The organism is Kitasatospora setae KM-6054, from assembly GCF_000269985.1.
Taxonomy (GTDB): Bacteria; Actinomycetota; Actinomycetes; order Streptomycetales; family Streptomycetaceae; genus Kitasatospora; species Kitasatospora setae.
This window is the reverse complement of record NC_016109.1, coordinates 1,048,478-1,069,548: the sequence shown is the minus strand read 5'-3', so window position 1 is coordinate 1,069,548 and position 21,071 is coordinate 1,048,478. Positions and strand designations below refer to the sequence as shown.

The window sequence follows — 21,071 nt, the reverse complement described above, 5'->3', positions numbered from 1 at the left end:
GGGCGGTCACTGCTGGCGGGAGAGGCGGACGTCGTCGAACCCGTCCTGCTGGGCGATCAGGTGGCCGTCGTCGGTGAGGGTGAAGACGATCTTCAGGGCCACGTCGCCGGCGCAGCTCCCGCTGGGCGACGTGGCGGTCTCCAGGACGGTGACCGTGTTGCCGCTGACCGAGGCGAGCTCGTCCACCGCGCCGCAGGGGACGCCGACGCTCTCCCAGGTGGTCGAGGCGCGGCCGACGTTGGCGCCTGGGTTGCCGGGGGAGAACTGGATCCGGTACGTGCCCAGGGCGTCCTTGTCGATGTGGTGGACGCCGCCCTGCCAGACGCCCAGGAAGGCGGCCGGCACCAGACTGGTCGGCGACGGCGACGGCGACGGCGAGGGGCTCGGGGACGGGCTGGGGGACGGGCTCGGGGAGGGAGCCGAGGCGGCGGGGGCGGGCCCGGAGCTGTGCGCGGGGGCGGCGGTGTCACGGCTGAGCCAGAGCGCGACCCCGCCGGCGGTCACGGCCACCGCGACGGCCGCGCCGAGGACGATCGGCAGGGCCCGGCGGCCGGTCCGGCGGTGCGGTGCGGTCGGCCTGCCGAGCACCACCGGCTGCTCGCCCGACGGCCGTTCGGCGGGCGTCGGGCCGTCGGTGGCGGTCGGCGGGTGCGTCGGGGCCGCGTCGACGGGCTCGACGGCGCTGGCGGGCTCGCCGGGTTCGGCGGGCTCGGCGGGTTCGGCGGGTTCGGCGTCCAGGGCGAGGAGTTCGACGGCGAGTCGGCCGACCGACTCGGAGACGGCGGCGGGCAGCCAGCCGTGCCGGCCGAGCCGGACGGTCTCCGGGCCGGCGGCGGTCAGGCGGCGGCGCAGTTCGGCGGGGTCGGGCCGGTCCTCCGGCTCCTTGGCCAGGCAGTCCAGGACCACCGCGCGCAGCGCGCCGTCCAGCCCGCCGAGATCGGGCGCCTCGTACAGGACGCGGTAGAGCAGCACGGCCGCGGTCACGCCCTCCCCGAACGGGGCGGTCCCGGTCGCGGCGAAGGCGAGCGCCGCGCCGAGCGAGAAGACGTCGCCGGGCGGTCCGGCGGGGCGGCCGCCGGCCTGCTCGGGGGACATGAAGCCCGGCGAGCCGACCACGTGTCCCGAGCGGGTGAGGGCGGTGGTCGCGTCCAGCGCGCGGGCGATGCCGAAGTCGATCAGGCGCGGCCCGTCCAGGGCCAGCAGGATGTTGGACGGCTTGATGTCCCGGTGGACCAGGCCCATGCCGTGCACGTGCGCCAGCGTCTCGGCCAGCCCCGCGCCGAGCGCCCGGACGACGGCCGGCGGCAGCGGGCCGAACTCGCGGACCGCGCCGCTCAGCGGCGGCCCGGCGACGTACCCGGTGGCGACCCACGGGTGCGCGCCCTCGGTGTCGGCGTCCAGCACCGGCGCCGTCCACTGCCCGCCGACCCGGCGGGCCGCCGCCACCTCCTGGCGGAAGCGGTCGCGGAACTCCCGGTCGGCGGCGTACTCGCCGCGGACCAGTTTGACCGCCACCGTCCGCCCGCCCGGGCTGCGGCCGAGGTAGACCTCGCCCATGCCGCCCGCACCCAGCCGCCGCAGCAGCCGGTACTCACCGACCCTCCGCGGGTCGCCCGGCCGTAACGCGTCCACGTCCCACCCCACTTCGTCCGTCCCCTGCCCCGAAGGTAGCGGCTGGGAACGCCGCCCGGGGCCGTTGTCCGGATGACCGGCCACGGCGACGCGCGGGCGCCGCGTCCGGGCCCCGAGGGGTACGGGCCGGGGACGCCCGCAGGCCCCAGGACGTCCGGCAAGCCGACCGAACCTGCCGCCCCCGCGGTTGCCTGCCTGCCTCGCCGGGCCACGGCCCCCGGTCCGACCGGTTCCGGCGACGGGGCTCAGGCCGGGCCGATCCGGCTCGCCCGGCGGGTGCGGTTGCGGCGCAGCGCGCCCGGGGGTTCGGGGGTGCCGGGGGCGGCGGCGGCCAGGATCGCGTCCGGGTGGGTGAGCGCGCCCCACCGGGCGGCCTGGTCGTCCTCGTCCTCCTCGGCTGCGGGGTCGGCGGGCAGCCAGGCGGCGGAGGCGGACAGCAGCACGTGCTCGCCGGGCGGCAGCGCGGGCAGCGTCCAGTGCAGCGCGGGCCGTCCGGGCGGGTAGTGCTCGCCCCAGCCGACGGGGGCGAGCCCGGCCCAGCGGGTCGGCACGTCCGGGTCGGTGGCCGCGAGCAGGCCGATCGCCTCGGCGTCCGGGCCGTGCAGGGTGAGCCGGTGGCCGCCGCCGTCGACCTCCAGGGCGGCGACGTGCTGGCCGCCGTCGTAGCCGGAGCCGGTGCCGGGCGGCGGGTCGGTGAGCGCGGCGGTGAACGCCGGGCGCACCTCGCGGCGGGCGCGCAGGCACCAGAGCGCCCCGCAGGCGCCCGTGGCGGTGCGGGCGGGGTCGAGCGGTTCGGGCCGGTACGCGGTGACCAGCAGTTCGAGCTCGGTGTCCGGTCCGGACCAGCGGGCGAGCAGCGCCCCGGACGGCAGCCGCCACAGCCGGTCGGGCCGGGCGGGCAGCGCGGTGCCGTCCGGGGCGGCGGTGAACGCGAGCGGGCCGAGCGGCGTCGCGAAGTCCGGCGCGGCGGCCGGGACGGGGGTGCGCCGAGCCTGCGGCAGCAGCAGCGGCCTCACCGGCACGGCTCCGACGACGGGGGGTCACGGCGCCGGGGTGCGGGCCAGCCACAGCCGGGTGCCGGTGTGCAGCGGGCCCGGGATCAGCAGGTAGGCGAGCCGGCCGCCGCGCTTGCGCTCGGCCGCCGCCACCCGGCGGGAGACCACCAGCAGCCCGGCGGCGGCGCCGGCCGGCAGGGCGCCGCCGGGGAACTGCTTCACCACGTCGGCCACGGTCAGGATCACCAGCGCCGGCAGCATCGCGAGGGCCAGTCGGCGGACCGTCGCCCTGAACTCCTCCTGCTCGGGCGCGAGTTCGAGCCCCGGGGGGAGGCCGTCCAACGGCCGGGTCAGTCGCTTGGCGAAGTAGCGGAGCCACCACCACACGGTGCCCGCGAAGGCGGCGCCGAACATCGCGCCGGACACCACCGCGAGCGCCCCCGGCCCGTACGGCTCGTGCCGCCACAGGAACACCGGCAGCAGGGTGGGCAGCGACAGCAGCAGCATCATCACCGCCGAGGTGCGCAGCAGGTCGGCGGCGCGCACCAGGTGCGGCTCGCGTCTTCCGGAACTCACGACACCCTCGGCACGCACGGCACGCACGGAACCCCCCTAGGTTCGAACGCCTTCGACGGCGGTCGGGCGGCATCGTAACGCCCGGAGCGGCCCGCCGCTCGGGCATTCGGCCCGGGCGGGGGCCGGGCGGGGGCAGAGCGAGCCGCAGCCGGACGCCGGTGACCGCCGGGCCCCGGGCCCTCAGAGGTAGTCCTCCAGGCGGGCGACGGCGAAGCCCTGCGCGGTGGCGGCGTCGACCACCCGGCGGAGCATGTCGGGCATGGTGCCCTTCCAGTCGGCGGCGGGGGCGCGGAAGTGGGTGAGGACGATGTCGCCGGGGTGGAACTTCTGGTCGGCGTAGCGCCACTCCAGGTGGTCCGGGAAGGCTTCCTCGTTCCACAGCGGGACGGCGGTGACCCCGCAGGACGCGGCGGTGCGCAGCGCGGCCTCGGTGTACTCGCCGTACGGGGGCCGGAACAGCCGGGGGCGGGCGCCGGTCTCCTGCTGGAGGCGGTCCTGCTGGCCGCAGATCTCGCGCTGCAGGGCGTCCGGGCCCAGTCGGCGCAGGTCGGGGTGGGTGAGGGTGTGGTTGTCGATGCCGACGCCGTGCGCCTGCAGGGCGCGGAAGTAGCCGTAGTCGGAGCGGGCCAGGTAGTCGGAGAGGAACGCCGTCATCGGGACGCCCAGCTCGGCGGCCATCGCGGCGAACCGCGGGTCCTTCTCGGCGCCGTCGTCGACGGTCAGGAAGATCACCCGGTCGCTGGTCGGAACGCGGTAGACCACCGGCGGCAGCCCCGCCGCCCGCTTGACGCCGGGCCCGTCGGCCAGCTCGGGCTTGACGGCGGGCGGGGCGGGCGCGCGCAGCGGCAGCCCGGCCAGGCCCCAGCGCTGGGCGGCGGCCAGCGCCTGCCGGACGACGGCCTCGTGCTCGGCGGCGGAGACCCGGCCGTTCAGCTCCTGCCCGGTGGCGGCCTGCGGGCGGGCGGCGGGCATCGCGGCGAGAGCGGCCTGTGCGGCCTGTGCGGCCTGCGCCGCTTGTGCCGCCTGGACGGCGGGGGCGGCCTGGGCACCGGCCTGGGCTTCGGCGGCGGCGACGGCGGGCGGGGCGGCCGGGACGGAGCTGCGGCCGGCGTCCTGCTCCGGCGCGCCGCCGAGGGCCGAGCAGCCGACGGCGAGGGTGGCGAGCACGGTGAGGGCGGCCAGGCTGCGGCGGTGCCGGCGGTCGGGGCGGGGCGGGCGGGGGCCGACGGGCGCGGCGGACGGTGCGGTGGAAGGCGAGGCGGAAGGCGTCGACATACCGGCCGATGATCCCCTTGTCATACCTGTCCTACCGACGCGCCGTTGCGCGTCACCCGGACGGCCCGCGCCCGTCCCCCGTTTGACGCCCCGACCGGCCCCGCCGCGACGGCCACCGTGCGGACGACGTCGCGGTGCTGATCACACGAATGTGCGGGTGCGGGGTCAGTCCGGGGGGACCAGGCCGGCCCGGTGGGCGAGGACGACGGCCTGGACGCGGTCGCGGAGGCCGAGTTTCGGGAGGATCCGGCCCAGGTGGGACTTCACGGTGGCCTCGGCGAGGTGCAGGGCGGCGGCGATCTCGGCGTTCGACAGGCCGCGGCCGACCTGGACGAGGACCTCGTGCTCGCGGGCGCTGAGCCGCGCCGACGGGTCGGGGAGGTCGCGGTGGTCGCGGTGGTCCGGGGCGGCGGGCAGGTGCGGGCGGACGTCCTCCAGCAGGCGGCGGGTGATCCGGGGGGAGAGGACGGCGTCGCCGGCGGCGACGTCGCGGATCGCGGCGAGGAGCTGCTCGGGCCGGGTGTTCTTCAGCAGGAAGCCGGACGCCCCGGCGGCCAGCCCGGCGAAGGCGTACTCGTCGAGGTCGAAGGTGGTCAGGATGAGCACCTTGGTGCCGGGGCACTCCCGGACGATCCGCCGGGCCGCCTCGATCCCGTCGGTGCCGGGCATCCGGACGTCCATCAGGACCACGTCCGGACGCAGCTCCCGGGCCAGCCGGACGGCCTCGGTGCCGTCCGCCGCCCCGCCGACCGGCAGCAGGTCGGGCTGGGTGCCGAGGACGGTGTCGAAGGCCAGCCGCAGCAGCGCCTCGTCGTCGGCGACCAGCACCCTGATCGGGGTCATCCGGACGCCGCCGCCGCGCCGTCCAGCCGGAGCCGGGTGTGCACGCCCCAGCCGCCGCCCGGGAGCGGTCCGGCCCGCAGCGTGCCGCCGTACGCGGCGGCGCGTTCGCGCATGCCGGACAGGCCGTGGCCGGGCGGGGCGGACCGGGCGCCGAGCCGGGCCGCGGCCGGGTTGTCGTCGGTGACGTCGACCGTGACGGCCCGGGCCGAGCAGTCGATCCGGACCTCGGCGCAGGTGCCCGTCGGGGCGTGCTTGAAGGTGTTGGTCAGGGCCTCCTGCACCAGCCGGTAGACGGTCAGTTGGGCGGTGGCGGGCAGCCGGGCCGCGTCGCCCCGGACGTCCACCCGGGTTGGCAGCCCGGCGGCCCGCATCCGCTCGGCCAGCTCCGCGAGCTCGGCGACGCCGGGCAGCGGCTGCAACTCCCCGTCCGGGTCCGGGGCGTCGGCGCGCAGCAGGCCGAGCGAGCGCCGCATGTCGGCCAGCGCCTGTCGGCCGGTCTCGGAGACGCCGAGCATCGCGGTGGCGGCCCGGTCGGGCGCCTGCTCCCGGGCGTGCACGGCGGCGTCGGCCAGCGCGACCATCACCGACAGGTTGTGGGTGACGATGTCGTGCACCTCCCGGGCGATCCGGGTCCGCTCCTCGGCGACGGCCAGCCGGGCCAGCTGCTCCTGCCGCTGCTCCAGGTGCGCGGCCCGCTCCGCCAGCACCGCGAGGTGGGCCCGGCCGGTCCGGACGCCGGTGCCCAGGGCGGCGGCCGCGACGACCGTCGCGGTCAGCGCGACGAACGTCGCCGGGAACGCGCCCGGGCCCGCCCAGCGCAGGCAGGCCAGCAGCGCCCCGGCCTCCGCGACCGCGCCGGCCAGCAGCGTCCCGCGCCGCCCGGTCCGCGCCGCCAGCCCGTGCAGCGCCACCAACAGCGCCGCGTCCGCCGGGAGTTGGACCCCCGCCAGCCACTGCACCAGCGCCGCCCCCGCCACCGCCCCGAACACCGCTCGCGGCGCCCGCCACCGCCACGCCAGCGGCAGCACCAGCGCGACGGTCAGCACCGCCGCGAGCGGCAGCCCCGCCGCCGGGCGGGTGGCCGCGGCGTGCAGCAGCAGCGGCGGCAGGAACAGCAGCGGCGGCACCGACTCCCGTACGGCGGGCGGCAGTCGGCGCAGGACGGTGGCGGGCTCGGCGGTGGCGGGCTCGGTGGTGCTGGTGGCGGTGCGGGTCATCGCGCGTTCCTCTCGCCCGGGGGACGGGACCGCCGCGGCCCCGGCGGCCCGGGGCGTGGCGTGCTTCCGTCGGTCGGTGCTGCGGACGGTTCGGACGGGGTGGACGGGGCAGGTGGGGCCGGGCGGGGCCGCCCGGCACGGCCACGGTAGGCCGGGGCCGGGCCGGTGCGCATGATCCCGGCGGGGGACGGGGGCGGGGGCGGGTACGACCGGAGGAGGAGGGCCGGTACCGACCGGAGTCGCAACGCGGCCGCCCGCCGGGCCCGCCGGGGCGCTCCGGGGTGCGACCGGGGTGGCAGCGCGGTGGCCCGCCGGGCGGTCCGGGGTGGCAGCGCGGTGGCGACCGGAGGCCGATGTGCCGGGCGGGGTGCCGCTCGCAGGATGGCGGCGTGATCGAGACCATCGCGGGACCGTCGATGTCCCCTCCGGAGTTCCTGGCCGTCCTGGCCGCCCTCGCGCTGCTCGCGGTGCGCTGGCTGCCGCCCGCCGCCCGGCCGAGGGCCGCCGTCGCGGCGGCGGGGGCGTTCGTCCTCGCCGCGGCGCTGCTGGGCGTGCTCGGGGTGCGCTGGCAGCTGGTGCCGGTGCTGGCGGGCGGCGCCCTCGCGCTGCCGTTCGTCCTCGCGCCCGCGCTGCGGCGTCCAGTGGTTCCGGGCCGTCCGGCGTGGCGGGCCCGCTGGTGGTCGGCGGTGCCGGCGACGGCGGCCGGGGTCGGGCTGGTGGCGGCCGGGCCGGTGGCGGCGTGGGCGTTCGCGGTGCCGGTGTTCCCGGTGCCGTCGGGCCCGTTCGCGGTCGGCACCCGGGTGGTGCAGTGGACCGACCCGGAGCGCCCCGAGACCTTCACCGCCGACCCGGCCGACCGGCGCACGGTCGTCGTCCAACTCTGGTACCCGGCTCGGAAGATGCCCGCCGGCACGCCGCGCGCCCGCTACCTCGGGCGGACGGCGGCGGAGGCCAGGACGGTGGCCGACGCGCTGGCGGGCGCGGTCAAGCTGCCCGGGTTCCTGTTCGACGACGCGGCCGGGGCCCGGACCAGGTCCGTCCCGGACGCCCCGCCGGCCGACGGCGGCGGGCGGTTCCCGGTGGTGCTGTTCTCGCCCGGATCGGGCGGCGCGCGCACCCAGAACACCGCCTGGGCCGAGGAGTTGGCCTCGCACGGCTACCTGGTGGCGGCCCTCGACCACCCGTACGACAGCGCCGCCGTGCTGCTCGACGACGGCCGGACCGTCCGCACCGCGACCTCCTCCACCGGCGACCGGGACGCGGACCAGCGGCTCGCCGCCGAGTGGACCGCCGTCCGGGCCGCCGACCTGCGCTTCGCCCTCACCGAACTGACCGCCCTGGACGCCGGAACCGACCCGCTGGCCGGCCGGATCGACACCGGCCGGGCCGCGGCGGCCGGACACTCGATGGGCGGCGCCGCCGCGCTCCAGGCCGCCCGGCAGGACGCCCGGTTCGCCGCCGCCGTCGACCTCGACGGCTTCCCGCACGGCCCCGCCGACCCCGCCCTGCACCGGCCGGTGCTCGCCCTCACCCAGGAGCCCACCCCGGCCACCGATCCGCGCTACCTGCCCCGGCTCACCGAGGCGCTGGCCGCCGACAGCGCGCCCAGCTACCGGGTCACCGTCCCCGGCGCCGCCCACCTCGGCTTCACCGACGCCCCGCTCTACCTGCCCCCGCTGCCCGCCGTCGTCGGGACGCTCGGCCGCACCGCCAGCCCCCGACTGACCGCCGCCGCCACCCTCGCCTTCCTGGACGCCGTCCTGCGCCCCGCCCCCGCCGACCGCACCCACCCCGCCGCCGCCCTGACCCGCTACGGCAGCCTCACCGTCCACCGCCCGGCCGCCCCGGACGCTCCTGCGGGGTGAGCGGGTCGGTGACCGCGCGGCGTACCCCGCCGGGGGCGCCCGGCAGGAGGCGGTGCTCCCGAGGGGTCGGCCCGGTGGGAGCCCGCTCCTCCAGCAGGCGGCGGTCGGCCAGGGCCGGACCAGGCGCCGGCCGTACGCGTCGTGCTCGTCGTGCTCGTCGCGGGAGCGGTCGAGCGGTTGAGCGGTCGAGCGGGCCCGCGAGCCGAAGCCGTCCGCGCCCGCCGCGGCGACGCCTTCCGGCAGCCGCCGAACTCGGTTGCCAGGACGGCTGGTCCACCGGCAGGGTGGAACGGCGGGCGAGCCGTACGGGGGTCGGGATGGCGCTGCTGGACGTCCTGGTCACCACCGCGGCGGGCGCGCTCTCCGCGAGCGCGGGCGTGCTGCTCGGCGGGTTCGTCACCCGGCGCGGGCAGGACCGGCAGTGGTCGCGCGACCGGCAGTTGGAGGTCTGCCGCGAACTGCTCGGCCACTACGCCGCGTTCGCCACGCTGCTCAAGCGCGCCCACGCCGACCGGACCGCCTGGGACTACGACTGGGCCGAGTGGAGCGCCGTGCTGACCCGGGTCGGCCTGGTCGCGCCCGCCGACGTCGCCGCCGAGGCCGACCGCTTCGGCCGGGCCGTCGACACCTTCCTCGACCGGGTCGCCCGCACCGCCGGACCGCTCCGGGCGCCGCTCACCGAGGCCGAGTTCCTGGCCGCCGGACGGGACGTCGCCCGCGCCCAGGTCCGCCTGGTCAACGCGATGCGCCGCCCACTCGGCCACGGTGGCCCGCCCCTCGCCCGTCCGATCGGCGGCTCGCACACCGACGCGTAGCGGGGCGGCGCCCCGACCCCGGCCCCGGTACCGGTCGCGGCTCCGGTTCCGCCGACGAAGGTCGGTGCGCGGCGGCGACTTTCGGCGGCATCGGGGCGGGCCGGGCGCTCGCTAGGGTCGGGGGGTGAGGATGCGGACGTGGATCGGACGGGCGTTCCCGGGGCCCTGGCGGTGGCGGCTGGCCGTGCGGGAGGTGCTGGGCGGGCTGTCGGTGTGCGGGCTCGCCGCGCTGCTGCAGGCGGCGGACAACGGCGGGTGGCCGTCCGCGCTGGTGGTGGGGTCGAGCGCGGTGCTGTTCGCGCTGCGGCGCGGGCTGCCCGGGCCGGTGCTGGTGCTGGCGGCGGCCGGGATGGGCGGGCCGCTCGGGTTCCTGCCGCTGCTGGTCACCGCCGGCTACTCGGCCGGCCGCCGGCTGAACCGGCCCTGGCGGGCCCCCGCCGTGCTGGCGCTCGGCTTCCTCGGGCTGCTCGGCAGCGGCGTCCTGCACAACCGCCGCCAGGACCACCTGCCGCTGCCCGTCCTGCTCGGCCTGTGCGTCGCCGGCTACCTGCTGGTCGGCGTCCTGCCCGCCGTCATCGGCCGCTACCGGGCCCAGCGCGTCGCCCTGCTCGACAGCCTGCGCGAACGCAACGAGCAGCTGCTCCGCGAACGCGTCATGATCGCCCGCCAGGCCCGGCTGCGCGAACGCCACCGGATCGCCCAGGACATGCACGACAGCCTCGGCCACCAGCTCGCCCTGATCGCCGTGCACACCGGCGCCCTGGAAGTCGACCGCACCCTCGGCGAGCGGCAGCGCGAGGCCGTCGCCGTGCTGCGCCAGGCCGCCACCGGCGCGATGCGCGAACTGCGCGAGGTGGTCGGCCTGCTGCGCGAGGACACCGCCACCGCCCCCGGCGGCGTCGACGCGATCGACCGCCTCGCCGAGACCTCCGGCGCGGCCGGCGCGCTGGTCGAGCTGCGCCACCGCGGCACCCCCCGCCCGCTCGCCGCCGCCACCGGCCACGCCGCGTACCGGATCGCCCAGGAGGGCCTCACCAACGCGCACAAGCACGCCCCCGGCGCGGCGATCACCCTGACCGTCCGCTACGAGCCCGACGCGCTGGTGGTCGAGGTCGCCAACGGCCCCGGCACGGACGGCAGCGCGGCGGTCTCCGGCGGCCAGGGCCTGACCGGCCTGCGCGAACGCGCCCGGCTGCTCGGCGGCATGGTGCACAGCGGACCGCTCCCGGACGGCGGCTTCCGGCTGGCCGGCGTGCTGCCCTACACCTCCGAGGGCGCCCGCGCCGCCGTCCCCGAGGACGAGGAGCTCGCCCTGCTCGCCGGCGGCGGCGCCGCCGAACCGGACAAGCGCCGCCGCAGCCCCGCCGTCGGCTGCGCGATCGGCGCGCTGGGCGTGCTCGGCGCGGTCGCCGCCGTCGCCGTGGTCGGCGCCCTGATGTTCGTCAGCTCCCTGCGCGACGCCACCGTCCCGATGCGGCTCTACGACTCGATCGAGGTCGGCCAGAGCGAGCAGTCCGTCAACGAACGCCTGCCCGTCGGCAGCGACTTCCTCACCGGCGACTTCCGCAAGCTCGGCCCGCCGGTGCCCGCGGGCGCGCACTGCCGCTGGTTCGCCAGCGACAGCAAGACCGACTCCGACAGCGACCAGGACATCCTGCGGTTCTGCTTCGAGGACGGCCTGCTGGTGGAGAAGCAGCACTTCCATGGCAAGGTGTAGCCGGACCGGGAACGAAGGGTGCGTGCGGTGATCCGAGTGCTGGTGGCCGACGACGAGCCGCTGATCAGGGCCGGCATCCGGATGATCCTCACCTCCGCCGAGGACATCGAGGTGGTCGGCGAGGCCCCCGACGGCGCCCAGGCGCTCCGGCTGGCCCGCGAACTCGCCGCCGACGTCCTGCTGTTGGACATCCGGATGCCGGTGCTCGACGGGCTGAGCGCGCTCGCCGAACTGCCCCGCGCCGCCCCCGGCACCCGGGCCCTGGTGCTCACCACCTTCGGCGAACGCGAGAACGTGCTGCGCGCGATCACCTCCGGCGGCGCCGGGTTCCTGCTCAAGGACACCGCCCCCGCCGAACTCATCCAGGCCGTCCGGGCCGCCGCCACCGGCAACGCCTTCCTCTCCCCGGCCGCCACCCGGCACATCGTCGACACCCTCGCCGAAGGCCCCGCCACCGCGCGCGGCGAACAGGCCAGACGCCGACTGGCCGTGCTCACCGCGCGCGAACGCGACGTGGTCGGACTCCTCGGCGAGGGGCTCTCCAACGCCGACACCGGCGCCCGGCTGCGGATGAGCGAGGCCACCGTGAAGACCTACGTCAGCCGGATCCTCGCCAAGCTCGGCTGCGAGAACCGCGTCCAGGCCGCCCTGCTGGCCCGCGACGCCGAACTCTGACGGGCGCCCGGAGCGCCTGATGCCTCGTCAACTCGGCTGCGGGGGGAGCGGGATGCCGAGTGCGACGGCCCGGTGCCGTCAAGGCCGGGAGCGGCGGAGGGTCTAGACCACGGCGGCGGCCAGCCGGTCGCCGATCGTGTCGAGTTCCGCCGCGAGCTGGGCGCGCAGGGCGGGGAGCAGGGCGAGGGCCGCGCGGGCGGCGTCCGGCTCCGGGCGGAGGTCGTCGTGCGCGGCCGCGACCGCCGTCCGCAGCGGCAGCACCGCCAGCGCGGTCTCCCAGGCCGTGCGGTGCACGCCGGCCGCGTAGCGGGCCGTCAGGTACTCCAGCGGGGTCAGGGCCAGGCCGTCCCGGTCGGCCGGGCCGGCCAGCCGGTGGTCCGGCAGCAGCCACGCCACCCCGTCCCGCGCCACCAGGTCGAACGCCCGGGACAGGTCCGGCGCCGCCGGGCCCCGCGCCGACTCGGCGGTCGCCGCCGCCAGCAGCCGCTCCAGCATCGCGGCCTCGCGCGGGCCCTCCGGCCGGTCCGGGTGCTCCCGTTCCGCCAGCAGCCGCTCCAGGTGGTAGCGCTGCCCCCAGCTCCCCACCGCCCGGTGCATCGCCCCCGCCCGGGTCTCCCGGATCGCCGCCAGCGCCAGCGCCCGGACCGTCACGTCCCGCCGCACCGCGAAGTCCGCCGCCGCCACCCCGTCCGGCAGCAGCCGCCCCAGCGCGCACCGCACCGCCGCCACCGTCGGCCCGTCGTACCAGCGCAGCGTCCACCGTCCGCCGGCCGGCTCGTCCTGCGGCTCGACCGGCACCCGGAAGCGCGCCGACAGCCGGTCGGCCACCCGCCGCGCCTCCGGCCCCCGGACCGCCCGGCCGGGCCCGGCCCGGTCCGGCGTCAGGGCGGGCGGCTGTGCCGGGGCTTGCGCGAGGGCCTCGCGCCGGGGCGGGTGGGGTGCGGGGGTGGCCATGGCCGGAGAGTAGCCAGGGGCGGGTGCGGGGGCGGGCGACGCGCGGGGCGGCTCAGCCGTTCGCCGCAACCCGGGGGGCGGCGCCGAGGCGCGGCGCGGGCACCTGCGGGGCGGGGAGCTGCGGGGCGGGCACCTGCGGGGCGGGGGTGAACTCGATCGCGCGGAGGCGGGCGGCGGCCTCGCGCGGGAGCAGGACGGCGGAGGCCAGGCCGGGTGGCAGCGGGCCGTCGGCGGTGGCCAGGGCCCGCAGGGCGCCCCAGGCGCGGCGGTGGCGGGCGAAGGCGTACCGGGAGACCCGTCGCCCGCGCCGGAGTTGGCCGTCGGCGGCCTCGGCGGGGCTGGCGTCGAGCAGCAGCAGGTGCAGCCGGCGGCCCTGCCGGGCGGTGGCCCGGGCCAGGGCGCGGCGGACCCACGGCAGGGTGCCGCAGTCGTGCACCACCAGCGGGCCGCCGGCCCGCACCGCCGCGCGCAGCCCCCGGTAGTGGGCGATCCGGACCAGCGGCCGGTACAGCGCGTACGGGACGCGGGGCAGGGCGCGGGCGAAGGCGGCCCGGGTGTGCTGGGAGTCGATCACCCGGACGCGGGCGCAGCGCCGCATCAGGGTGCTCTTGCCGCTGCCGGGCAGGCCGGAGACCACCAGCACGTCGTCCGCCGGGTAGGCCAGCCGGGCCGGGGCGGGACGGTCGGTCAGGTCGTGCCGGGCGTGCGGTCGCAGCAGCGGGTGCACACGGTCCTCCTCAAAGAGTGTGCCAAGGGGGCGTCATGTGAACGTCATGCCCGGGCCCGGCGGTTCCAGCCGCCCGGCGACCCGGCTGTGACCCTGCTGTATCCGTTCCCGGACACCCTGGGTGAAATCCGGCGGATGATCCGTGGGAGGGTGGTCCGATGCGATCCGCCCCGGGGGAGTCCGGCGGGGGCGGAGGGGAACAGTGGGAATGGGGTGGGGGCACGTGGGTCACATGAGGTTCTGCTTCCTGGTGGAGGAGCACTACCGCAACGACGGCATGCCGTTGGCGGTGGTCGACCACCTGCGGGCCACCGGTCACCGGGTCGACGTACTGCGGCCGGGCGCCGACCTGCTCGACCTCGCCAAGCTGGTGCGCGCGGGCAAGCACGACGCCTGGGTGCTGAAGACCGTCTCCGGCGGACCGGGCCTCGGCCTGCTGGAGTCCGCCGCCGCGGCCGGCCTGACCACCGTCAACGACGCCCGGGCGATCCGCCCGGTGCGGGACAAGGCGCAGGCCGCCGTGGTCGCCGCGCTGCACGGCCTGCCGATGCCGCGGACCTGGGCCGCCGCCGACCCGGCCGCGTTCGCGGCGGTCGCCGCGCGCCGCTACCCGCTGGTGGTCAAGCCCGCCGACGGCTCCTCCGGCCGCGCCGTCCACCTGATCGAACACCCCGATCAGCTCGCCGAGTTGACCGCCCCCGCGGACGGCGGCCTGCTGATCGCCCAGCCCTACGTCCCGAACGACGGCTGCGACCTGAAGGTGTACTGCGCGGGCGGCGAGTTCTTCGCCACCCGGCGCACCTCGCCGCTGCACCCGCACCACCCCGCCGTGGAGCGCCCGGTGCCGATCCCGCGCGAGGTCGCCGCGCTGGCCGCGCAGGTCGGCGAGGTGTTCGGCCTCGACCTGTACGGGCTGGACGTGCTGATCGGCCCGGACGGCCCGGTGGTCGTCGACATCAACGACTTCCCGAGCTTCCGCCAAGTCCCGCGCGCCGTCGAGCGGGTGGCCGACGCGGTGGTCCGGCTCGCCCGCACCGGCTCGTCCTGGCCGACGCCCGCCGCCGGCCAGCTGCTCAGCGACGCCCGGGCCGCCCGGTGACCGTGCGCCCGGACCGCCCGGTGACCGTGCGCCCGGACCGCCCGGCGACCGCCGGCCGGCACCGCCCGGCGACCGCACGCCCGGGCGCGGTGCGGGTCGCGCTGGTCGCCCGCGAGCCCGGCCACCCGCTGCTGGCCGGCGCCCGCGCCCTCCTGGAGGCGGACGGGCACCTGTTCGTCCCGGACGGCGAACCGGCGGACGTCGTCCTGCTCAAGGCCCGGAGCCCCGAGGCGCTCCAACGCGCCGCCGCGTACCGGGAGTCGGGCGCGGCCGTCCTCAACTCGCCCGAGGCGACCCGGGACTGCCAGGACCGCGACCTGATGGAGCGCACCGCCCGGGCCGCCGGCCTGCCCTTCGCGCCCACCCTCGCCCTCGGCGTCCTCGGCGAACTCCGCTGGGACGGACGGCCGGTGGTGGTGAAGAGCCGGCACAGCCGCAAGGACGACCTGGTGGCCCGCGCCGACACCGCCGAGCGGTGGCGCGCGCTCGCCGCGCGGTGGCCCGGCGAACCGGTGCTCACCCAGCGCCCGGTGGGCGGCGACGGCTGGGACCGCAAGGTCTGGGTGGTCGGCGACCGGGTCTTCGCCGAGCAGCGCCGCTCCGAACTCGCCGACGGCGCCCCCGAACGCCGCCCCTGGACCCCCGACGAGCGGGAACGCGCCCTCGCCCTCGCCGCCGGGCCCGCCTTCGGCCTCCAGGTGTACGGCGTCGACCTGCTGCCCGGCCCGGACGGCCCGGTCGCCGTCGACGTCAACGCCTTCCCCGGCGTCCGCCACCAGCCGGGCGCCCCCGAGGCGCTCGCCGCGCTCGTGCTGCGCACCGCCCGCCGCTGAACCCGGCCGCCCCGGGCCGGGGCGGCGCCGCTCCGGCCGCGCGCCCGTGCGCCATGACCTGCCGGTTCCGGCCTATCGCATTCGCACCCCGTTGGTCCACCCGGCCCCGGGCGTCTGCGAGAATCGGCGACAGGGACCGGGACGAGGAGGAACGCGGTGCGCCAGGAGGAACCGCGGTCGCGGCTCCCGCAGCTGAGGCTGGACGAGCTGCTGGCCGAGCTGCAGGCCCGCATCGACGTGGCCCGGGGCACCCGGGACCGGGTGCACAGCCTGCTGGAGGCCGTCCTGTCGGTCGGCCGGGAGCTGGAACTGACCCAGGTGCTGCGCCGGATCGTGGAGGCCGCGGCCGTCCTCGCCGACGCCAAGTACGCGGCGCTCGGCATCATCGGCCCGGACGGCGACACCCTCTCGCAGTTCATCACGGTCGGCCTGACCGAGGAGGAGATCGCCCTGATCGGCCCCTACCCCACCGGGAAGGGCCTGCTCGGCGAACTCATCCGGCACCCGCAGCCGCTGCGCCTGGAGGACCTCAAGCGGCACCCGGCGTCCACCGGCTGCCCCGCCCACCACCCCGAGATGCGGACCTTCCTGGGCCTGCCGGTCCGGGTCCGCGACGAGGTGTTCGGCAACATCTACCTGACCGACAAGCGCGGCGCGGCCGGCTTCGACGACGACGACGAGTCGGTGATCGCCACCCTCGCGGTGGCCGCCGGAGTCGCCATCGACAACGCCCGGCTGTACGAGGAGGCGCAGCGCAGGCAGCGCTGGCTGACCGCCACCGCCGAGATCAACCGCCGTCTGCTGTCCGGGAGTTCGCGTACCCAGGTGGTGGAGCTGATCGCCCAGCGGGCCTGCGACATCTCCGGCGCGAAGCTCGCCGAGGTGCTGACCGCGCTGCCCGACGGCAGCGGACTGCGGATCGAGCTGGCGCTCGGCGGCGACGTCAACGGCCGGGTCGGGCTGGACGTCGCGCTGGAGGGCACGATCTCCGGCGCGGCGTGCGCGGCCGGCTTCCCGGTGACCTCGCCCGACCTGGCGGGGGACGCCCGCTACCCCGGCTGCGTGCCGCGCTTCGAGGGCATGGGCCCGGCCGTCGCGGTGCCGCTGGGACGGGCCGAGGGCCACACCGAGGGGGTGCTGCTGCTGGTCCGCGGCAGCGGCGAGCCCGAGTTCACCGAGCGCGAGACCGACCCGCTGCTGGGCTTCGCCGACCAGGCCGCGCTCGCCCTGGAACTGGCCGAACGACGGCGCGACGCCGAGCAGTTGGCCGTCCTGGAGGACCGCGACCGGATCGCCCGCGACCTGCACGACCTGGCCATCCAGCGGCTGTTCGCGACCGGCATGACGCTGCAGAGCGCGTCCCGGTTCATCGACCACCCCGGGGCGTCCGACCGGGTGCTGCGGGCGGTCGGCGACCTGGACGAGACCATCAAGATCATCCGGTCGACGATCTTCGGCCTGCGGGTCCGCGAGGCCGGCGCCGGACAGGGCCTGCGGGCCCGCGCCGTGCACGTGGTCGAGGAGGCCCAGGCCGCCCTCGGCTTCGCGCCCCGGCTCAGCATGGAGGGCCTGCTCGACACCGACGTGCCGCCCGCCGTCGCCGACCACCTGGTCGCCGTCCTCGGCGAGGCGCTCAGCAACGCCGCCCGGCACGCCAGGGCCGGCCGGGTCGAGGTCACCCTCCAGGCGGCCGGCGGCCAGGTCGCCCTCACCGTCCAGGACGACGGCATCGGCATCCCCGCCCAGGGCCGCCGCAGCGGCCTGCGCAACATCGAGGAGCGCGCCCGCACCCTCGGCGGCGCCCTCGCCGTCACCGCCCCGCCCACCGGCGGCACCGTCCTCAACTGGACCGCCCCGCTCGGGCACTGAGGGCCCGGCACCCGCCCGGCGGGGGCCGGCGCCGCGCGCTCCCCAGGCCGGTCGGGTGCTTCCGGTGCTGCCCGTCGGGTCGTGTTGCCGGTGCGGTTCGTGCCGCCGGTGCGGGTCGTGCCGCTCCGGGGCCCGGCCGTCGTTCAGTCCAGGGCGGCCGCCTTGCGGAGCAGCACCGCGCGTTCGCGGGCGTTGCGGCAGCGGCGGGCGGCGAGTTCGAGCTCGGCGCGGGCCTCGGCGGTGCGGCCCAGGCGGGCGAGCAGTTCGCCGCGGACGCCCGGCAGCAGGTGGGAGCCGGGCAGCCGGTCGGTGGCGAGCAGGTCGTCGACGATGGCCAGCCCGTCCGCCGGGCCGCTCGCCATCGCGACCGCCACGGCCCGGTTCAACTCGACCACGGGCGACGGCGCGACCCGGCCGAGCGCCTCGTACAGCAGCACGATCCGCTCCCAGTCGGTCTCCGCGACCGACGGCGCCCCCGCGTGGCAGGCCGCGATCGCCGCCTGCAGCCCGTACGGCCCGAGGCCGCGGCCGATCGCGCCGGCCCGGCCGAGGGCGGCCAGGCCGCGGCGGGTCGCGCCGTGGTCCCAGCGGGTGCGGTCCTGGTCCTCCAGCAGCACCGCCTCGCCGTCCGGCCCGGTGCGGGCCGGGAAGCGGGCCGCCGTCAGCTCGAACAGGGCCAGCAGGCCGTGCGGTTCGGGCTCGTCGGGCAGCAGCGCGGCCAGCGTCCGGGCCAGCCGGACGGCCTCGTAGGCGAGGTCGGTGCGGAGCAGGTCGGTGCCCGCCGTCGCCGTCGCGCCCTCGGTGAACACCACGTACAGCACGCTCAGCACCGCGCCCAGCCGGGCCCGGCGCTCCTCGGCGGGCGGCAGCGCGAACGGGACGCGGGCGGCCGCGATGGTCTTCTTCGCCCGGGTGATCCGGGCCTGCACGGTCGGCACCGGCACCAGGAAGGCGCGGGCGATCTCCTCGCTGGACAGGCCCGCCACCACCCGCAGGGTGAGCGCCACCCGGGCCTCCGGGGCGAGCACCGGGTGGCAGGCGGTGAACACCAGCGCCAGCACGTCGTCGTCGATCCGGTCCGGGTCCCAGGGCAGCTCGTCCCGCCCGTCCGCCGCCGGGGCGGCCGCGCCCGTCACCGCCCCGCCCTCGGTGAGCTGCCCCGCCAGCAGCGCGTAGCGCTCGTCCAGCGCCGACCGGCGGCGGAAGGCGTCGATCGCCCGCCGCCGCGCGGTCGCCAGCAGCCAGCCCACCGGGTTCGCGGGCGCGCCGTCGCGCGACCAGGACACCAGCGCCTCGGCCAGCGCCTCCTGCGCGACGTCCTCGGCGAGCGCGAAGTCGCCGGTGTAGCGGGCCAGCGCCCCGACGATCCGGGCGGACTCGATCCGCCAGACCGCCGCGACGGCCCGCCGGGCCGGCTCGCCGACCGCCGCCGCGTCGGTGCCGGTGCCGGTGCCGGTGCCGGTGCCGGTGCCCTTGTCCGGGCCCGGGTCCGGGCCCGGCAGGCCGTCGTCGTCGGTCGGGGACATCAGAGCTGGCCGGTCCGCTCGCGCCAGGCCCGCTCCAGCGCGACCCACTCGTTGTCCTGCGGGAACTCGTCGATGCTCGGCACCCGGCGGACCTCGCACTTCGAACCCGGCAGCGCCGGGAGCCGCTTGGCCCACTCCACGGCCTCCTCCTTCGAGGCGACGTCGATCAGGTAGAACCCGCCGAACAGCTCCTTCGTCTCGCCGTACGGGCCGTCCGTGACCACCGGCTGCTCACCCGCGAAGTCGACCACCACGCCCTGCGACGGGTCGTCCAGGCCCTCGGCGGCGATCAGCACGCCCGCCCGGATCAGCTCCTCGTTGAACCGGCCCACCGTCTCCAGCATCTGCTCGAAGGGCGTCTCCATCATCTTCGCCAGGGTCTCGTCCGTCGCCCGCATGATCAGCATGTACTTGGCCATCGCCGTCTCCTCGTTCCTGGTTCGCCGGGCCGTGCTCCGACCCTCTCTATCCCAAGGTCGAACGGCGCGGGCGCGGATCGACACGGGCGTGAGAAGTTTCCGGATCTTTTTTCCGGAGCGGCGCCGGCCCGGGGTTTCGGTAGGCTGCGGGCTTCCGGAGTGATGATCATTCCAGGAGGCGGAGGGGTGGTGCCAGGGTGGCGGGACGGATCGCCGGACGAGGGGCGGGCCTGGCGCCGACGGTACTGGCAGTACTGGCGGTGCTGGTGGTGCCGGCGGTGTCCGGGTGCAACCCCCTGCTGGGAGACCGGTTCGAGGTCAAGGGGGCCTCCTGCGCCGACAGCCGGGACCGGCTGTCCGTCCTGGAGGGCCTCGCGATCGGCAGGGCCGCGCCGCCCGGGGCGGTGCTCGTGACCCGGCCCGCCGGCACCGTCCACGCCGGCCTGCCGGTCGACACCGCCTGCGTGGGCGGCGACTCCCTCGACACCCCCTGGCTGCACTCCGCCCGGCTCTACCGCCACCCCGGCCCGCGCGCCGAGATCGCCGACTTCTACCGCACCGCCGCCGCGGCCGACGGCTGGCGGCTCGACCGGGAGCGGCCCGACGGCGGCCTGTGCCTCTCCCGGCAGGCCGAGGGCCACCCCACCCTGCTGACGCTGAGCTTCCGGCCCGCGTCCGCGTCCGGCGCCGGTGCCGACGGCTGGCCCTCGGCCGAGTACGCCCTCGGTCCCGACGTCTACCGCCTGGCCCTCGGCCACAGCACGTACGACCCCGAGACCGGCTGCGGGGACCCGGCCGAGCAGAGCGGGACTCCCGCGCCCCGGCCGACCGGCTGACGGGCGTTCCGACGAGCGGAAGGAGCGCGGTCCGGTGAAGTGGGTCGTGCGGTGGGGAGCGGTCACGGTGATCGCGGTCGTGGTGGCGGGCGGGTACGCGTTCGGGGTCTTCGACGAGTCCGCCCCCGGCCGCGGCTGCCGGGGCAGCGGTGACCGGGTGCGCGGCCTGGAGGCCGCGGTCACCGCCCTCGGCCTGCCCGCCGGTGCCGCGCCGGACGTCCCGGAGCAGGCCGGGAACGGGGGCGGGGCCGGGCGGTCCGGGCCGGTCACCGAGTCCGGCTGCTTCGACGACCACTCCGGCATCCCCTGGGTGTACGCCGGCGGCGCCTACAGCGGCCCCGGCCCGCGCGAGCGGATCCGCGAGCACTACCGCGGCGCGGCCGTCGCCGCCGGCTGGCGCTACGAACCCGCCGCCGACGAACCGGACGGCGGCCTCTGCTTCACCCGCACCGTCGACGGCCACCCCAGCCTGCTGACCGTCAGCTTCGCCGGGTACGCCCCCGACAGCGGCGGCTACCGGGTCGAGGCCGGGCACTCGGCCGACGACTCCGCCGCCCGCTGCCACGTCCCGACCATCACCCGGTACTGAAACCCCTTGCCGGGAGCGGGCGTTCAGCGCCTGGTGACCTGCGCGGTACCCGGGCGGCCGGTGGCCGGGTCGAGGACGAAGACGGCGACCTCCTCGTCCGAGGTGACCGTGATCCGGTCCGGGCCGGACCACTCGGCGCTCTGGTAGGAGCCGTGCCCGCTGCCCTCACCCCACTCGCCCAGCTCCCAGTGCCGGGCCGACCAGCCGGTGCCGGCCAGCACCTCCACCCGGTAGAACGGGTCGATCGAGCCCGAGATGTCGGTCACGGTCAGCGTCCGGTCCGGGTGCTCGGGGTGCGCCTGCCGCTTCACCGGCCGGCCGTCGCCGCCGAAGACCAGGATCAGGAAGGCGTACGGCGCCGTGACGCCGATCAGCGCCACCAGGGCGATGGCGCAGCCGATCTGCGAACTCCTGGTCCGGAACTCGAACTCGACGATCAGCGAGACCACCACCAGGACCAGCGCCGTGCCGAGCAGTTGCACCGGGTAGTAGAACAGCCGCTCCGCCTCCACCAGCCCGCCCGAGCGGGCGCCGTACCCGCCGAACAGGTGGACCAGGACCAGCAGCAGCGCCAAACCCCGCAGGGACCAGGCAAGTTGACGGCGGCGG

Annotated in this window: 20 protein-coding genes; 9 read left to right on the top strand and 11 right to left on the bottom strand. The window is 77.8% G+C overall.

Features of this window, described 5'->3' with window-relative positions; all coding sequences use genetic code 11:
- Positions 1-6 precede the first annotated feature (6 nt).
- The 6 genes from KSE_RS04655 to KSE_RS04630 all read right to left on the bottom strand — a co-directional run bounded on the left by KSE_RS04655 (position 7) and on the right by KSE_RS04630 (position 6,538).
- Positions 7-1,632: a serine/threonine-protein kinase gene (locus KSE_RS04655; RefSeq protein WP_014134116.1), complete on the bottom strand. Its 1,626-nt coding sequence runs from the start codon at positions 1,630-1,632 to the stop codon at positions 7-9.
- A gap of 245 nt (positions 1,633-1,877) precedes the next feature.
- The gene (locus KSE_RS04650) at positions 1,878-2,648 is read right to left on the bottom strand and encodes a hypothetical protein (protein WP_014134115.1); all 771 of its coding nucleotides are present in this window, start codon (positions 2,646-2,648) and stop codon (positions 1,878-1,880) included.
- A 24-nt stretch (positions 2,649-2,672) separates the two neighbouring features.
- Entirely contained in the window at positions 2,673-3,203 is a 531-nt protein-coding gene (locus KSE_RS04645; protein WP_014134114.1) for a hypothetical protein, read from the bottom strand.
- Between the two features lie 180 nt (positions 3,204-3,383).
- Positions 3,384-4,478 (bottom strand): polysaccharide deacetylase family protein, encoded by a 1,095-nt coding sequence (locus tag KSE_RS04640; RefSeq protein ID WP_014134113.1) that lies wholly within the window; start codon positions 4,476-4,478, stop codon positions 3,384-3,386.
- 165 nt (positions 4,479-4,643) lie between these two features.
- Positions 4,644-5,321 carry a response regulator gene (locus KSE_RS04635; protein ID WP_014134112.1) on the bottom strand — a complete coding sequence of 226 codons (678 nt, stop codon included), beginning with the start codon at positions 5,319-5,321 and terminating at the stop codon, positions 4,644-4,646.
- Positions 5,318-6,538 (bottom strand): sensor histidine kinase, encoded by a 1,221-nt coding sequence (locus tag KSE_RS04630; protein WP_014134111.1) that lies wholly within the window; start codon positions 6,536-6,538, stop codon positions 5,318-5,320. The genes KSE_RS04635 and KSE_RS04630 overlap by 4 nt, the downstream gene beginning before the upstream one ends.
- A gap of 389 nt (positions 6,539-6,927) precedes the next feature.
- Between KSE_RS04630 and KSE_RS04625 the strand changes: the two genes are divergently transcribed.
- From KSE_RS04625 to KSE_RS04610, 4 genes are all read left to right on the top strand, one after another.
- Positions 6,928-8,403: an alpha/beta hydrolase family protein gene (locus KSE_RS04625; protein ID WP_014134110.1), complete on the top strand. Its 1,476-nt coding sequence runs from the start codon at positions 6,928-6,930 to the stop codon at positions 8,401-8,403.
- 317 nt (positions 8,404-8,720) lie between these two features.
- Complete coding sequence (locus KSE_RS04620) at positions 8,721-9,218, top strand: hypothetical protein (protein ID WP_014134109.1); 498 nt, start codon at positions 8,721-8,723, stop codon at positions 9,216-9,218.
- A 130-nt stretch (positions 9,219-9,348) separates the two neighbouring features.
- Positions 9,349-10,935 carry a sensor histidine kinase gene (locus KSE_RS04615; protein WP_014134108.1) on the top strand — a complete coding sequence of 529 codons (1,587 nt, stop codon included), beginning with the start codon at positions 9,349-9,351 and terminating at the stop codon, positions 10,933-10,935.
- A gap of 27 nt (positions 10,936-10,962) precedes the next feature.
- Positions 10,963-11,610, top strand: coding sequence for a response regulator (locus KSE_RS04610; protein WP_014134107.1), 648 nt, complete (start codon positions 10,963-10,965; stop codon positions 11,608-11,610).
- A 102-nt stretch (positions 11,611-11,712) separates the two neighbouring features.
- Here KSE_RS04610 and KSE_RS04605 read toward each other — a convergent pair whose 3' ends face one another.
- Complete coding sequence (locus KSE_RS04605) at positions 11,713-12,564, bottom strand: hypothetical protein (RefSeq protein ID WP_014134106.1); 852 nt, start codon at positions 12,562-12,564, stop codon at positions 11,713-11,715.
- A 52-nt stretch (positions 12,565-12,616) separates the two neighbouring features.
- Positions 12,617-13,291 carry an AAA family ATPase gene (locus tag KSE_RS04600; protein ID WP_014134105.1) on the bottom strand — a complete coding sequence of 225 codons (675 nt, stop codon included), beginning with the start codon at positions 13,289-13,291 and terminating at the stop codon, positions 12,617-12,619.
- A gap of 232 nt (positions 13,292-13,523) precedes the next feature.
- Here KSE_RS04600 and KSE_RS04595 point away from each other — a divergent pair, with 232 nt between their 5' ends.
- The 3 genes from KSE_RS04595 (at position 13,524) to KSE_RS04585 (ending at position 17,092) form a co-directional block, all read left to right on the top strand.
- A complete protein-coding gene (locus tag KSE_RS04595) occupies positions 13,524-14,390 on the top strand; it encodes an ATP-grasp domain-containing protein (protein ID WP_014134104.1) in 867 nt (288 codons plus the stop codon).
- Between the two features lie 20 nt (positions 14,391-14,410).
- A complete protein-coding gene (locus KSE_RS04590; RefSeq protein WP_331457812.1) occupies positions 14,411-15,223 on the top strand; it encodes an ATP-grasp domain-containing protein in 813 nt (270 codons plus the stop codon).
- A gap of 156 nt (positions 15,224-15,379) precedes the next feature.
- Complete coding sequence (locus KSE_RS04585; protein WP_014134102.1) at positions 15,380-17,092, top strand: sensor histidine kinase; 1,713 nt, start codon at positions 15,380-15,382, stop codon at positions 17,090-17,092.
- A 143-nt stretch (positions 17,093-17,235) separates the two neighbouring features.
- Here KSE_RS04585 and KSE_RS04580 read toward each other — a convergent pair whose 3' ends face one another.
- Both KSE_RS04580 and KSE_RS04575 read right to left on the bottom strand, forming a co-directional pair.
- A complete protein-coding gene (locus tag KSE_RS04580; protein ID WP_014134101.1) occupies positions 17,236-18,618 on the bottom strand; it encodes an RNA polymerase sigma factor in 1,383 nt (460 codons plus the stop codon).
- Positions 18,618-19,037, bottom strand: a complete 420-nt coding sequence (locus tag KSE_RS04575) for a YciI family protein (protein WP_014134100.1) — start codon at positions 19,035-19,037, stop codon at positions 18,618-18,620. Before KSE_RS04575 ends, KSE_RS04580 begins: the two co-directional genes overlap by 1 nt.
- Positions 19,038-19,234: 197 nt before the next feature.
- Here KSE_RS04575 and KSE_RS04570 point away from each other — a divergent pair, with 197 nt between their 5' ends.
- Together KSE_RS04570 and KSE_RS04565 are read left to right on the top strand one after the other, a co-directional pair.
- Positions 19,235-19,873, top strand: a complete 639-nt coding sequence (locus KSE_RS04570; protein ID WP_148283060.1) for a hypothetical protein — start codon at positions 19,235-19,237, stop codon at positions 19,871-19,873.
- Positions 19,874-19,907: 34 nt separating this feature from the next.
- A complete protein-coding gene (locus KSE_RS04565; protein WP_014134098.1) occupies positions 19,908-20,462 on the top strand; it encodes a hypothetical protein in 555 nt (184 codons plus the stop codon).
- A gap of 23 nt (positions 20,463-20,485) precedes the next feature.
- On the opposite strand, the gene KSE_RS04560 is transcribed toward KSE_RS04565, so the two are convergent.
- Positions 20,486-21,037, bottom strand: coding sequence for a hypothetical protein (locus KSE_RS04560; RefSeq protein WP_014134097.1), 552 nt, complete (start codon positions 21,035-21,037; stop codon positions 20,486-20,488).
- Positions 21,038-21,071 lie beyond the last annotated feature (34 nt).